Source organism: Lentisphaera araneosa HTCC2155 (assembly GCF_000170755.1).
In the GTDB taxonomy this organism is placed as follows: Bacteria; Verrucomicrobiota; Lentisphaeria; order Lentisphaerales; family Lentisphaeraceae; genus Lentisphaera; species Lentisphaera araneosa.
This window is the reverse complement of record NZ_ABCK01000002.1, coordinates 207,213-221,670: the sequence shown is the minus strand read 5'-3', so window position 1 is coordinate 221,670 and position 14,458 is coordinate 207,213. Positions and strand designations below refer to the sequence as shown.

General features: G+C 42.6%; 11 protein-coding genes. 2 read left to right on the top strand and 9 right to left on the bottom strand.

Translation table 11 applies throughout. From position 1 onward, the window contains the following. Positions 1 to 118 precede the first annotated feature (118 nt). From LNTAR_RS02355 to LNTAR_RS27030, 7 genes are all read right to left on the bottom strand, one after another. Complete coding sequence (locus LNTAR_RS02355; RefSeq protein ID WP_007277025.1) at positions 119 to 3,820, bottom strand: 3-keto-alpha-glucoside-1,2-lyase-like domain-containing protein; 3,702 nt, start codon at positions 3,818 to 3,820, stop codon at positions 119 to 121. 880 nt (positions 3,821 to 4,700) lie between these two features. Further along, entirely contained in the window at positions 4,701 to 6,842 is a 2,142-nt protein-coding gene (locus LNTAR_RS02350) for a fibronectin type III domain-containing protein (protein ID WP_007277024.1), read from the bottom strand. A 129-nt stretch (positions 6,843 to 6,971) separates the two neighbouring features. Next, positions 6,972 to 7,409, bottom strand: a complete 438-nt coding sequence (locus LNTAR_RS02345) for a hypothetical protein (RefSeq protein WP_007277023.1) — start codon at positions 7,407 to 7,409, stop codon at positions 6,972 to 6,974. Next, positions 7,402 to 7,860, bottom strand: a complete 459-nt coding sequence (locus LNTAR_RS02340) for a hypothetical protein (protein ID WP_007277022.1) — start codon at positions 7,858 to 7,860, stop codon at positions 7,402 to 7,404. The genes LNTAR_RS02345 and LNTAR_RS02340 overlap by 8 nt, the downstream gene beginning before the upstream one ends. Beyond that, positions 7,860 to 8,288 carry a hypothetical protein gene (locus tag LNTAR_RS02335; protein ID WP_007277021.1) on the bottom strand — a complete coding sequence of 143 codons (429 nt, stop codon included), beginning with the start codon at positions 8,286 to 8,288 and terminating at the stop codon, positions 7,860 to 7,862. Before LNTAR_RS02335 ends, LNTAR_RS02340 begins: the two co-directional genes overlap by 1 nt. Before the next feature lie 25 nt (positions 8,289 to 8,313). Then, a complete protein-coding gene (locus tag LNTAR_RS02330; RefSeq protein WP_007277020.1) occupies positions 8,314 to 8,736 on the bottom strand; it encodes a hypothetical protein in 423 nt (140 codons plus the stop codon). Between the two features lie 90 nt (positions 8,737 to 8,826). Further along, positions 8,827 to 8,994, bottom strand: coding sequence for a hypothetical protein (locus LNTAR_RS27030; RefSeq protein ID WP_007277019.1), 168 nt, complete (start codon positions 8,992 to 8,994; stop codon positions 8,827 to 8,829). Between the two features lie 478 nt (positions 8,995 to 9,472). On the opposite strand from LNTAR_RS27030, the gene LNTAR_RS27025 reads away from it, so the two are divergent. Together LNTAR_RS27025 and ltrA are read left to right on the top strand one after the other, a co-directional pair. Further along, positions 9,473 to 9,649 carry a hypothetical protein gene (locus LNTAR_RS27025; RefSeq protein WP_007276686.1) on the top strand — a complete coding sequence of 59 codons (177 nt, stop codon included), beginning with the start codon at positions 9,473 to 9,475 and terminating at the stop codon, positions 9,647 to 9,649. Positions 9,650 to 9,651: 2 nt separating this feature from the next. Further along, complete coding sequence (ltrA, locus tag LNTAR_RS02325) at positions 9,652 to 10,992, top strand: group II intron reverse transcriptase/maturase (protein ID WP_007276687.1); 1,341 nt, start codon at positions 9,652 to 9,654, stop codon at positions 10,990 to 10,992. A gap of 312 nt (positions 10,993 to 11,304) precedes the next feature. On the opposite strand, the gene LNTAR_RS02320 is transcribed toward ltrA, so the two are convergent. Together LNTAR_RS02320 and LNTAR_RS02315 are read right to left on the bottom strand one after the other, a co-directional pair. Beyond that, a complete protein-coding gene (locus LNTAR_RS02320; RefSeq protein WP_007277018.1) occupies positions 11,305 to 12,054 on the bottom strand; it encodes a type II secretion system protein in 750 nt (249 codons plus the stop codon). Positions 12,055 to 12,212: 158 nt separating this feature from the next. Then, positions 12,213 to 14,381, bottom strand: a complete 2,169-nt coding sequence (locus LNTAR_RS02315) for a DUF7133 domain-containing protein (RefSeq protein WP_007277016.1) — start codon at positions 14,379 to 14,381, stop codon at positions 12,213 to 12,215. Positions 14,382 to 14,458: the final 77 nt, after the last annotated feature.

Genomic DNA, 14,458 nt, shown 5'->3' with positions numbered 1-14,458 from the left:
TATGTATAAAATACAACATAAGTTTTTGCTTTGTTACAAGGATCAAACCCTAAAGTTTTAGCCCTGTTACAAGAAGCATAAAAAATAGAGGAAATTATTCATACTTCTCGTCTTTAAATTATTCCTTAATACCCGTGGAGAGAAGGTAGGCAATGAGATCGCGAATTTCGTCTTTGTTCATGCTATTGATTAGCATGGGAGGCATTTGCGAGTAAGGAGAGTCTTCAATTTTAACCACGTCATCAAAAGGAATCTGCTTGGGCTTCACTTCTTTGTTGGTTTTTGTGGTGGGGTAAACATCGTAATGAAGCTCACGAGGCATCACTAAGCCATTGATTTGAGTCTTGTCTTTCAAGGTGATGATTTTGGAGCTGTATTGATCGGAAATATTCTTGCTCGGTTCAATGATTGATTCGAGTAAGTAACGGTCATCAAACTTCGTTCTCACCATGCTCAAGTCAGGACCAATATCGCCGCCGAGACCATCAAAACGGTGACAAGAAGCGCAGGCAGCCGCGTGGAAGAGGTTACGACCATTCTTTAAATCAGCTTTTTTGCGAGCACCGCGGTGAGTGAATTGACTCGCTTCTTTGACTGTCCACATTCTGCCAGGTCCTTTGGGCGCAGTGATTTTGAACTTAGGTTTCGCGTTAAAGTCTTCACCGGTAATATCAGTGAGAGCGAGACGATCTTCTTTGCTCAATTCAGTGAGCACTTGCCCACGAATATTCATGAGGAATTTGGCGTAGCTATTGCCACCAGGATGTTTAGCCGCTGAGTTGAGGAAGGAGATGTATGTTCTGCGTTGATCGAGAGTCCAAGCGGTTTTGAGATTGCGCAAGATAAAGGCATAACCAAGTTTCTGTACGGGCGGGTAGTCGTTGATCATTTTGTTAATGGCGCGTGCATAACCTTTGTTTCGATTCAAGAGTTCACCTTGCCATTCAGGCAGCTTGTTGGGCTCATCTCTTTCGATCAGTGCCATGCCTTTTTCAATAATTCCCGGAGCCTTGAGGTAAACGAGAACGCGAAGTAACTCAGTATTTAAATCATCTTCTTTGGCAGGTAAACGCGGATCTAATTGCTTAATGACTGCTTGGCGTAAGTTTTCTTTGGGCTCACCCATGCGAATAAAAGTCAGAGCGTAAGCACGCAGTAAACCAAGTTTTTGTTGGACTTGTAGGTTCTTAAATTTAACTTTCAGCAGGCTCTTAATGAGTTGATCTTGATCTTCTTTTGAACCCATGCGAGCAAGGGCAACAGCGCCAGTGATCGTGGCTTGGGGATTGTTACTTGTGAACACTTTGTTCTTCCAGTCATCTACAGGCTGAGATTCAATGGCTACACGAGCGGCGTGTCTTAACCAACGATCAGTACTTGAAAGGTGTGGCCAGGCTTCAGCAATCGCATTGGGCTTAACGACGCCATGGAAAGTTTCGAGTTTGCGACGCAATTGATGAATGGCAGGGATCTCTGATGGGTTGTTAGCAATGGGGGCCGTTGATTCTGATCCCTCATAGCTCACACGGTAGAGTCTTGAGTCCGTACCGCGACCGCCTGTGAGGAAGTACATGGCACCATCTTTGCCAATGAGTCCATCGGTAAGAGGCATCGGTTCGCCAAAAGCAAAGCTTTCTCTCTCTGCTTTATAACCCGCGCCATCTGTCTTGAGATGTAGGGCGTGAACCGTTCCGTAAGTCCAGTCAAAAGCATAAACGGCTTTTTGATATTTAGCGGGGAACTTAGCTCCGACACCAGAAACCATGCCCGTTGGAGAACCTGGACCAATATCTAAAATTGAGGGCAAGCTATCTTCATAGTACGCAGGCCATTTACCTGAGCCAGATCTCCAGCCGTAGTCGGAGCCACTGGCAACAAAGTTAATACGCGTTGGACGGTACCAAGGTGTGCCCATGTCCCATTCCATATCGGCGTCGTAAGTGAACATGTCGCCCCAAGCATTGAAGGCGATATCAAATTGGTTGCGGAAACCGATGGCAAAAATTTCGTTCTTTTTAGTCTCAGGATTATAGCGCGTGATGTGACCGCCGGGAGCGTAAACGCCGCGAGCATGATTATTGCCGTCCCATTCGCGTTCGAGGAGTAAGTCTTCGTCCCAAGATTGAACTCGAGAAAAAGAAACGATCTCATCTTTTGGTTTTGGCGTGTGGTTACCTCCCACGAGGTAGAAATCTTTTTGATCTTGCGCAACAACGACGCTATGGCTGCCGTGCTCTGAGCCATTGAAAGCGGTTTGATAAAGCTCACTGCTATCGAGCATGTCGTCACCATTGCTGTCCCACAAGCGCATTAAGCCGCCATTTTTAAAGTAATAATAAAGTGAGTTTTTATGCCAAACCATCCCGCGTGTCCCCTTCAGTTCTAAAGGCATTTTTACAATCGAAAATTGTTCGGTGTCTGGGTTGAGCGTCATGCGGTAGAGGCCCATGTTTTTTTGACCGGAGACATACAAGCGACCTTGGTCATCCACTGCCATGGCAACTTGCGAACCATATTCATGGGGGAATTTAAAGATTTCTTGGATTTTAAAGTCTTTTAGGGCAGCAGTATTACCGCCTTTTGAATTGTCGGCTTTTAAGCCAAACTGACCCCAAGGAGAAACGCCTAAGTCACCGTGTGTGAGCAGTTCGTCTGACCATTGTGCCGATGCGCTGGCGTCATTCTGCCAGTTTTTAGCTGCGGTTTCAGAAGCTTTCCAATTTAAATCACTGACGATTTCTTCTGTCTTTCCATCTTTAAATTCGAGAATTATTTTACCCATGAAAGCGGCGAGGCCACCAGCATTTTTGGCTTCTACTGCTAATAGGTTAGAGCCCATTTTAAGTTTTTGAGCGAGATTTTCTGATTGGTAGGCATTATTCCATTCTTTACTTGAATGAAGTAATTCGCCGTTGAGCCATAATTTCATTTCATTATCACAGCTGCTAAGAATATGAGCCGATTTTACTTTGCCTTTTACATTAAAAGTCTGTGTTAAGTAGAGGGGTGAATCATCTGATTTACCCTTTTTCCAAATCCATTGCGCTTTCTTGTTCGCAAGGAAATTAGGCGCCGTACTTATTTGAGTGTAGGGGTAAGATTTCGTGTCTTTTTGAGCGAGTGTTTTTTTCAGTAATTGCTGTGCATCAGCACCTGAGACTTTGCGAAGTTTGATATCTTTAAATTCTGCAGTCATTGGAGCTCCGCCGTGAAGTTGAAGCGCGAGAATACCCTTGCGTGCAGCGTTGGGGTGATCATCTGTAACGTCCACAGTGGTGACACCATTAACTTGGTGAATCAAACGATTACCGACTGCAATGACGCGGTATTCATTCCACTGACTAGCATCCCACTTCTGATTCTTGTCGCCAAATTCTTTAACGATAGTTTTTTTACCCTGCTTATCGACGGCCACTTGTTGGAAACGTTGAGCCACAATTCCACGTCCTTCTCCTTGGTGGTACATCATTCCAAAGAGGTGGTTCGCATCAATTATATCTGCTTGATAACCATTGACTGTAAAGCGTTGCGCGTTGGCAATTTTACTTCTGTATTGGAGACCAGAGTTATTTCCTTTGACGCGAGCTTGGAGAGTAATTTCAAAGTCAGCCACTTCGCCGTCCCAAACGAGGAAAGTGCCGCCAGTGGGATGTTCCTTAGTTGATTGACCAAAGATGACGCCATCTTTTACTGACCAATAAGAAAGGTCACCTTTCCAACCCGCTAGGTTATTGCCATTAAACAAGTCTTGGGCAGGACTCGCCATGCCTTGGGCGATTAAAAAGAAGAGTAGGCAGCTTAATTTGAAATTGTGCATCATGTATTAATCCTAAATTATTTATATTAACCTATTAAGATCTAAGTTATTGAGTGTTTTTTATAATATTTTAAGCATTTATGAATAAAACATTATTATTTTTAGACCGATAAAAAGCCTTCTGTTTTGTTAAAATTGAATGAGTTTTGACTTTCTACTTAGTCAAACACCATAAACTCCCCTTTGTTACATTCAATGAAATTATTTATAATATTTTTTCTATTTTTCTTTAAATCTAGCCATCGTCTAATGATCAGATTACATTCATTTTCTAAGCTAGGGGCTTGGCTAGGTCGATACAAGAATAGTGTGGGTTGAGAGGATATTTAACAGTAAAAATTCATCAAGGACAAAGTCCTAGATGGACTTCGGGTTCTGAAGGAGAGGTATAAAGCTTTATGCCATGCCTTCGGCATTCAATTTTAATTGTGTTATTCCACCCCCCAAGGCTTACGCCATTGGGCTAAGTTATACCATGCCTTCGGCATTCCTTGTGAGTACCGAAGGTACGTTATAGTTCAGCCTGGCTCGTGAGAGCTAGGAGATAAGGTCGATCAAAAAAAGTGAGTGCCGAAGGTACGACACAGAGAAACAAAATTCATCCACAGATGAACGCAGATTAACACAGATAAAACTACGAATTCAATTTCCGCATGGAATGCGGGGCTCCCAGCTTTTATCTGCAGGCCGAAGGCAGATCTGCAGTGAGCTTGCGAACGATCTGCAAGCGCAGCGATCTGACAACTTTATTTAAAGTAGGAAGGATTCCTGCGCTCCCAGCAAAAAAATCTGGGTCTTAGCGTCTCTGCGTAATCAATTAATAAGAATGACTGATGAGTAATGGAACTTATTACTTGGTAGCAAATAAAACCATGGCGAGATTCTATTGGTTTAACTTCAAAGTAGCTCTTGCTTCAGGCCCATCGTCTTGATCCGTTTTAATTGGGACAACTTGGAAATGATACCGAGCTCGTGCTTCATTAGGCAAAGTCCAATTATAAGAGAAGTCAGTTATTAAGCCGCTCGATATATTGTTATACTCATACTCTACTAAGTTATCGACCATAATTCTGAAACCACTAAGCCCTTTATCTGCCAAATCGACTTCTTTCCAAGTGAGGCTTACCTGATCACCATTTTGGATCACGGTAAAATCTTCAGGTTTATAGCCTTCAGGAGTTGCCTCCACAACAATGTCATTGGCCCACATTTTTTCAGATTCAGCCACAGTACCCACCGCACTCAAAGCATATTGATATGACTGGCCTTCTGTCATATCGGGCAGTGCCACCGTATAAGAACGTAAATCTTTATTTAGCACCTTTTCATCCAGTATGATTTTATCATCCAAATACAGACGGAAGCCATTTAAGTCCTCTACATTATCATCATAAGTCCAATCAATTTTAAGATTATTCCGGTCAATTTTTGTTACATCAAGAGAGTCAGGAAAGTCCATTGCTAAATTAGGCATAAAGACTTTAATTGTCGCCATTGTACCGCGATCACCTGTCGTGCTCACAGGCACTAGACCAACTGTCGCTTCTCGACCTAAACTCGAACCAAAAATCAGCTCATAGGAATTTCCGTATACATTACCAATGCCACCTTGTTCCAACATAGTCCCTGAATTTGTTGAGTCTCGGAAATCGTGAAATAAACGATAGTAAGCTGTACCCGACTCATTTGCATCCCACTTAAGGTGCACCTGAATATCGCCCTCGACTTTACTCACATCAGCTACGAGGCCCTTAATTTCATTTGGAATAAGAACTTTCTCGTAAATTATGTTTTTAGTGGTGCTCAATTCTTCTTCATTGCGATCAATTGCCCTTAATTGATAGGCATAGGTTTTGCCTTCAATTTTTGCTGTTTTATCCACAAAGCTTCTTTGCTTGGGAGCAATCTTTTTGGCCAAGACAGTTTTTAAGCCAGAACCATCCTTGTCGCCCTCTACACCATATGCCGTAATAGTGAGCTTAAAATATGATACGCGATTGGCTTCGTTTGGATCTTTTAACTTCCAATTGATTTGCATATTTCCAGGCCCCAGATTCTTTATATCTGAAATAACAGGATTGTCACTCAAGCCTGCATTGGCTTCTGGATCATAGCTATAAATAAAATCCTTAGAAAAACTCGACTGGAAGTAATCACTAGGTACTATGGCATAGAGCTGCGCTTTACTTGGGTCGCAATTATCATCTTCAAAATACCAATTTTTATTATCTTGATTTAATTTGCCGCGCACAATTTCTGGGTATAATACGCCATCGCTTATATCTACAAATTCACCCGATTCATTTTTACGGTAAATAGTAAAGCCTTGCAAAGCCCCTTGCTTAAATTTATCAAGTGATAAATTCCATTCCAATTCAAGCGCGTAGCCCTTGTTCTTAAAGGAAAGTTCGACTTGGTAAATAGGGTCGTTTTTAGAGTGATATTTTACAATAAGCGATGATAATAAGGAGCCTTCATTCCCTTGCTCGTCTAGGGAAAATAGACCGTATTCAAAAACATCATTTTTAGAAAAGTCATTATCAAGATATCCAAAACCTGTCATCAATGCCTGATTGAAATCTTCTTTACAATAGATAAAAGCGGATCTTAATCCCCCCTCTCCTTGAAGCTCTGCGAGCATTTCTTTTGTGCTCATTGCTGACCAATCACCACTCGCAATCCAATGACTATACTTATCTTGAAGCTTGGTGATTTGCTGCTGATTTAAACCGTAGTCTCCATAGTTTTTATTGGCAGATACCTCTGGCTTTAGAGGAGAAGAATTTAGTTTCTTCCATTGGCCATTAAGTCTGCGTCTTTTGAGATTGAAGCCTAATTGCTTGAGTTCCCATTGATTGGGAATCCACATCAACTTCACATGGTCAATTCCCGCCAAGGCATAAAGTTCTGCTTGAGCTTTAATAGGCTGTAGCTGTTTTGAATCGTGGGGGGCGTTCACCTGGGGCTCACTCTTTGCGGATAAGGCAAAGACTATTAGGCAAGCCGCAGTTTTTATGATTTTCATTTCTTTTTTTCCTGTGTCCCCTCCCCATCTCCGGAGTGGTTTACTTTTAATTTTTTACTTGAAGCGCAGGCATTTTGCCTGCTTTATTTTAAAATTGTTAGATTGCTTATAAAGGAAACGATCTAAGGTTTATTTTGATTTTTTATCTTTGCTCATGACTAGGGGTACATCGCCCGGTGCCATGATTTTTGTAAAGTCCTTTTTTGCCAAGTGAAGCACGAGCAAGCCAGCATCATTAATTTCGCAAACTTGTTGATCCACCACTTTTCCATTTTTTGGCTTGATAATTTCTACGTGAAGTTCCGAGCCTTTTTGAGCTACGACTTTATAAGCCATACTCATCATCACTTTGCCATTCTTCGACTGAATCAATTTTCCTTCGGCAGTGAATTCTGTGCTGACGCCCTTGAAAAAGCCCAAATGGTCGGGCGCTTCTTTTAGGGCTTTGTATTCTTTAGTCTTTTGCGTGGCTTCTAAGTCAAAGTTCCATTTGCCCACGAGTTGACTGGCATCGCTCGCAAAAAGATTGAAGGCACAAAACATTAAGAAGTACATTAACTTATTCATTTTCTTCTGCCTCGACTTCTACTATGTACTGCAACCACTCGGCATAGAGTTCTTTATAAAGGCCTTCGGAATAATAAGTCTCTTTCGTTTCGAGGTTCACAATGCGATGTGCTGCGAGGTAATAAACTTTGGACTCCACTTTTAAAGCAGGTGAAGCATAATCATACATGTCCAAATCTGGTTCATGCTTGGGAGCGGATTGTAAAACAGCTAAAACTTTATGCCCCAAGGCAGCGGGAAGTTCCGTATAATCATGGCGAGGGATATAGCGATCCCCACTAGGGAACTCCCTGAGCCAAGCGACTTTTACATCCACTTTTGGTAAAACCTTTTCTTCTGGAAGGGCAGTTTCTTTTGAAGAAGCTTCTTGATCAACTTTTGGTGCCACGGGTTTTTGCTCTGAGTCACAGGAAACCAAGCATAAAATAAGTACGAGAATAAGGTATCTCATTAACGAATCTCCGTGATCATGTATTTGCCATCGACTTTTTCAACTGTAACTCGAAAACGGGCAGAAACTGCTTTTTCATGCGCTATTGAATCATCTCCGAAATAACTTACTGATACTACCCCCTCAGCTCTAGAACGAATAGTAACCTCTGTGTTTTCAAGATTTTTAAAAGCCACGCTATTGTATTTTAAAATATAATAAAATGTTTTGCCGCTCAAATCCGCGTCAACTAAAGCTTCCTCGGTGCAGTACTTCAGGGCTTCCCAAGGCTTGTTATCTTTAAAAGCTTGGATCAGCATATAACCTGGGTAGACATAGGAATCGGGAGAGATCTCACCCAAATCACTGTAGCTATAGCCCTCATCAACGGGGTAATCCGCTTGCACTGAGGCAAAAGCAAAAAGCAAAATAAGTATAAATTTTTTCATTTTTATTTCCTGAGTTTAAATAAAATCACTGAAAAGGAACGATTTTATACACACCATCTATTTGTCTGATACGGTATTTATTTCTAAAAGTTCTATCTCCCTTGTGATATAATACTTCAACAATAGAATCTCCTGCCTTTTTTTCATCGGGATCAAACCTAAATCGGATAGGTTCCTTTTTATCCCAATCATCTTTAAATTCTTTAACTGCTGCATCCCAACCTGAAGTAGAATATTTGACATACTTTGTATAATTCTCAGTTCCATAGGACTTCGCCTTTTCCAGATCATTATCCAAAAAGGCCTGGATCATTTCCAGGACGGGGAATGCTGGGCAGGCTGCTGTCACTGTAACCTCACCACGAGAGTGGTATTTTTGTGCTTCTAGCCCTTCTGCTACAAGGTTTAGAGACATAAGCATGAATAAGATTGTCATTATTTTTTTCATTGTATTATTCCTTTGTTTTTGATTCAATAACTTAGGCGTTTTTCGTGATCGCTTATAAGAAATCTGAACTCATAATCTTAAGTATGAGTATTAAAAGTTACGAACAATCCCTCCACCGGCCATCAAATTATCCATAGATTTATCGATGACAAGTGTGATTTCCAAAACTCGATTCAAAAATGAGATTTTTTGATCGAAAAAATAGAGTGCCGGAGTACCCAGGGTACGGTATAAGGCTTTATGCCATGCCCTTGGCATTCAATTTTCATCGTGTATTCCATCCCCCAAGGCTGACGCCATTGGGCTAAGGTATACCATGCCTTCGGCATTCCATGTGAGTACCGAAGGTACGGTATAGTTCAGCCTGGCTCGTGAGAGCTAGGAGATAAGGTCGATCAAAAAACCTGAGTACCAAAGGTACGATATAGTACGCCTATGCGTACACAACATCAGCGAGGTGAAAGACCTCGTCAGGGTTGACCGTCAGCCCTGTAGTCGAAGTCAACTGCGTCGTTGTGAAACGGGGTGGGTAGTAGGGCCTAGACGAAATATCAGTCCGTAGGATGACGAACGCGTTTCGGCCGGTCAGGGTGTCGAGCCTGCTATATCATGGCGAAGACCAGAGAGCGGGAGGAAGAGCTGCGTAGCCTGAGGGCGAAGTAAGCCAACTGCTCAAGTTATACACGCTGAAGAAAGGCGGAAAGAAAAGCGGTGTATAGACGCTGACAGGTGTTTGGTGACGGAATGGTGTGAAGGTGTTGTGGATCAAGTAGGGAGACCTGTGTGGGCAGTACGGATTAATCCGCCACGCAGGAGTCAGAGCCCTCATAGTAGCGATGAAGGTGGTGAAAGTCACTGGAGCAAAGGGGGGCAGGAAGGTGAAACTGAGAAGAAAAGAATAGAAGGAATATAAGAATGTCAGAAATGGCTAAACAAATATTACGACGAGATGAACGCTTTGTTGAAATACAAGCGTGGGCGTCACCTTCTGTCTGGACGGATCAGATGCTGAAAACTCTTCATAGAGGAGTTGAAAGAGGCAAGTGGTACAGCTTATCAGATAAGCTGATGCGTAAGAATAATATTATGGAGGCTTGGGAGAAAGTGTGTTCAAATAAGGGCAAACATGGAGTGGACATGGTATCAATCGAGCGCTACGAATCAGAGCTGGAGTATAATAATGCTAAGCTTCTCGAAGAACTGCAAGATGGAAGGTATGATCCCAGTGCAGTGCGCCGAGTGGAAATCCCAAAAGGTGATGGTCGAAAGACCAGACCTTTGGGAATACCCACAGTGCGTGATCGAGTAGTTCAAACAGCTCTGAAACATGTGATAGAGCCGATATTCGATATCGACTTCTCGCCCTACAGTTTTGGATTTCGTCCAAAGCTGGGTTGCAAGGATGCACTTAGACGAGTGAATGAATTGTTAAAGCAGGGCTATCTCTATGTTATGGATGCCGACATCCAAAGCTACTTCGATACTATACCACATGAGAAACTCATGAGTCGAGTCAAGGAAAAGATCATTGATGGTAAAATTCTTGATCTGATCGAACAATTCCTCAAAGCCAATATCTTTGATGGTCTCAAACATTGGGAACCTGAAGAAGGTACACCGCAGGGAGGAATTATCAGTCCTCTGTTAGCAAATATCTATCTTGATCTCTTTGATCACAAGATGACCGAGGCTGGATTCGAGATAGTGCGCTATGCAGACGATTTCCTGATCATGTGTAAAAGTAAAGAATCAGCCAAAAGGGCATTGCGCAAAACGCGAAGGTGGATGAAAGCCAATGGGCTGAAACTTCATCCAGAAAAAACGCGAATTGCCGACATGACAGAGAAGTGCGAGTACTTCGAGTTTCTCGGATACCATTTCGAGAGAACGCGAAATACACATCGCATTAAACGTTGGCCAAGGAAGCAGAGCCTGAAGAAATGCAAAGATGCCATACGCAAGAAAACGAGGAGAAGCAATAAGGACTCAATAGAGGACATAATTGCTTACCTTCGGCCAAATCTTCTCGGATGGTATCAATACTTCAAGCACTCCACTGTGTATGCAATGCGAGGTATAGATGAATTTACACGCAGAAGACTGCGCAGTATTATAGCCAAATATAATCGCAAGAAAGGTTCTCATCGCATGATTGATACTCGTAAATACAATAAAGCCTACTTTACAGATCTAGGCTTCTTTTCACTGGAGGAAGCCTGGAAACTGGAATTTCAGTCTCTTCGGAGTAAGCACTGACTGGAGAGCCGTATGCGGGAGAACCGCACGTACGGTTCGGAAGGAGGGGAGACTCCGCAAGGAGTCTTCCCTACCCTTATGAGATCTATGTCATGCCCTTGGTATTCAATTTTCATCGTGTATTTCATCCCCCAAGGCTGACGCCATTGGGCTAAGGTATACCATGCCTTCGGCATTCCACGTGAGTACCGAAGGTACGGTATAGTTCAGCCTGGCTCGTGAGAGCTAGGAGATAAGTTTAAAATAAAAAAAGCTCCGTACCATTGCGACTAAGAAAAATGGTACGGAGCCGATTTACCTATAAAAATGAATTTAGTAAAGAGTTTTGATAAACATATACATGGAACCATCATGGGGATTTAAACTATTTTCAGGCCATGGAGTCATGTCACCTCTCGCAATACTGAGGTCATCCATCAATACAGGGATTTTGTTTCTTTCCATATCGTGAATTTTAGAAGTGCTTGTATCCCATGAGACCCAAGGATTAGCCAGCCAAGGGCTTTTATCAATTATCGGGTCAAACAAAATTGGTTTGCGACTATAGCCATCAATGTCGGCGAGTTCATCAAGAAAAGGATGAACACTAAAGTTATTGGTTAACTTGCGTCGACTTGCTCCATAGGCGGGGAAAGCTGTATAGACCCCTTGTCGAGTCGTCGGTCCCCATGGATCAGTCGTTGAACCAAAATCATCTGATGCGTGAGTCGAAGCGGGGCAATTGTAAGCACTTTCGTCATCACCTAAATAAATTTCTAGGTAGCCTGCTTCACCACCATGAAATTCACCAAATAAATCATTGGTATCATCTCCATCGTCTGAGTACATCCATACTTGTTTAGTAGCTAATGTATTGATGAAATTATTAGTAAATAGGTAGTTTTCATTATCGCCTGCATACAAATATATAGCAGCGCCAGCTTGTTTTAAGTTATTGACACAGGAAGCGGATTTTGCTTGGAAACGCGCTCGCTTAAGTGTGGGGAATAAAAAAGAAAGCAAGATGCCAATTATGGCTAGAACTACCATGAGTTCCATTAGTGAAAAGTTTTTTCGTTTCATACACGATCCCAGTTTTTTAGGTTGGGATGGTAAACTTCAAGATATAAAACCTGTTACAAAAACAGAACTAATTGCGTTATAAAATATTTAGAATAAGCAATTTAAAACTTTGTTAATATTGAGTCCTCGCTGATACGTAAGGAGGACTCAAAAAGGGTTTATTTTTTTGCTAATTCTTCGAGTGTCCAAGGAGTTTTACGGGCTCTATTTTTCTTGCGAATAGATTTAATATCCTTGTCAGTAATCGGTGCAGCTTTATTGCCCCATGAGTTCCTGAGATAGGTGAGGACATCAGAGAGATATTTGTCATTATGACTAGCTAGCGATTCCATGGCGCCTGGGTAAGTTTTACCATCTACAGGACCAGCTAAACCGTGGAGGGCAATTTTAATGAGGGTATCTTTTTTGCCGAGAACCCTCGCAGAGCCCTTGAGTGGTGGAGCCAAAGTGGTTTGAGTTCCAGCCATGGGCGTACCTTCGCCGTTAGCGCCGTGACAAGCAAAACAAAGTGACTTGTAGTGTTTTTCACCTGTCTTCATCATTTTTTCGAAAACGGGTCCCTTGCCTTTGAGTGCCATCATTTTTTCGCGATGTTTGCGGTAATGTTCCTTCTCTCTATCCCATTGAGCGATGTGATGTTTGATTTCTGGATGGTCTTTTTGAGCCAGAGTAAATTTGGTGAAATCAGCACTTAAATGATGTTGGCCATACTTTTTGATACTAAGGAAAGCTTGATTGAGGACTGGACTTGATTGAGAGTTTTGTAAAATGTCTTTATAAGCGGCAATGATTTGTGGATTTGCGGCCTGTAACCAAGGATCTGATGCGCGTAATGCGTGAGCCGCAAAACGACCGTCAGATGACTTTAAGAGAGAGTTCACGTATGCGGGATCCAGTGCCTGAAGACCCTCGAGAGTCCAAAGTAATTCGATCTTTTCTTGCGTGTTTTGCGAAGCTTGTAAAGCGGCTTTGAGTTTTGCTACGATGCTTTTATCATTGCGAAGAATAAGTTGTTTCCTTGCGGTACTTCTGACCCAACCATTTTTGTGACCGAGTAAGGGAATAATTTCTGCAGAGCTCTTGGAGAGCATTTCTGGGCGAGTACTTTTTGCTGAGTAATTTTCTGGGACGAGGCGATAGATACGTCCATGTTGAATCGTTTTCGCCATGCCGTACTGATCAATGACCTTACGAAGATACGAGCCTTTTTTGGTCCAGTTTCCTTCTTGGATAATACCACGATACATATCCACAATATAGAGTGCACCTTCGGGACCCGTTTTGAGGTTGACGGGACGGAAGTTGGGATCTGTTGAGCGAATGAATTCGGAATTGGGGTAGACGTTGCGCATCTGTTTGAAACCGAGGGAAGTATCGACTTTCGCCATGCGAATGAGGCGGCCTACGGGCTCTGTAACCAGGTAATTACCATAAAACTCTGGCATCAACTCACCGCGATAAACTGTGTGTCCACAAGCTGCGGTCATGTGGTTGAGAGTGTTGTCTTCGCGAAATCTGCGAGCGCCCCCTTGGGTATCGGGAATATTATCGATGGGCCAAACTGTATTAAAGTCTTTCTCGAGTTCATCGGGGAATTTAGCCGCGCCATAGACCACAGGGTATTGAAAGTATTCAAAACTTTTTTCAGCACCAGAGAAGCCTACTGCAAAATTACCATCGTCATCGTGGTGCAAGCCCCATTGCCCATTGAGGTAGCCGTAAGCTGATTTTTCAACTTTACCGTCGACCATTTTAAAGCGCTCACCATATTTAGTCATGTAAATCCAGTTGTCCACATTCCAAATTAAGCCACTGGGTTGGTGTTCAAGGTTACCACCTCGTTTACCACCTTTATACCAAATCTTTTTCTCGTCGGCTTTGCCGTCGCCATTGGTATCACGGTAAGAATATATGTCGACGACATTGGTTTCACAGACGAGAATGCGGTCGTCGAGGGGAAGAATCATACGGGGTAGCATAAGGCCATCAATAAAGACCGATGATTTATCCATCACGCCATCACCATTAGTATCAGTGAGTTTCATCACACGGCTGGTTTTCTCAAACTGGCCTGTAGCATCGGCATCCTGCATGTAAGTTTTCATCTCAATCACATACATGTCGCCATTAGCATCCCAAACACAATCTACGGGTTCAGTAATCATTGGCTCAGAAGCCACGACCTGAAGTTTGTAACCCTTGGGAACTTGAATGGTTTTAAGTGTTTCTTCTGGAGAGAGGGGTTTGACTTGTGCATATAAGTCAGGGGATTCTTGAGCAGATAGAGCAGCGGAGAGTAAGCTGAAAGCGAGGAGTTTTTTGAGCATAAAGGAACCTAGAATGAGAGTTTTTTTCTATAGATTATATATGTACTATATAACAAGATATTAACAGTGTTGTTACA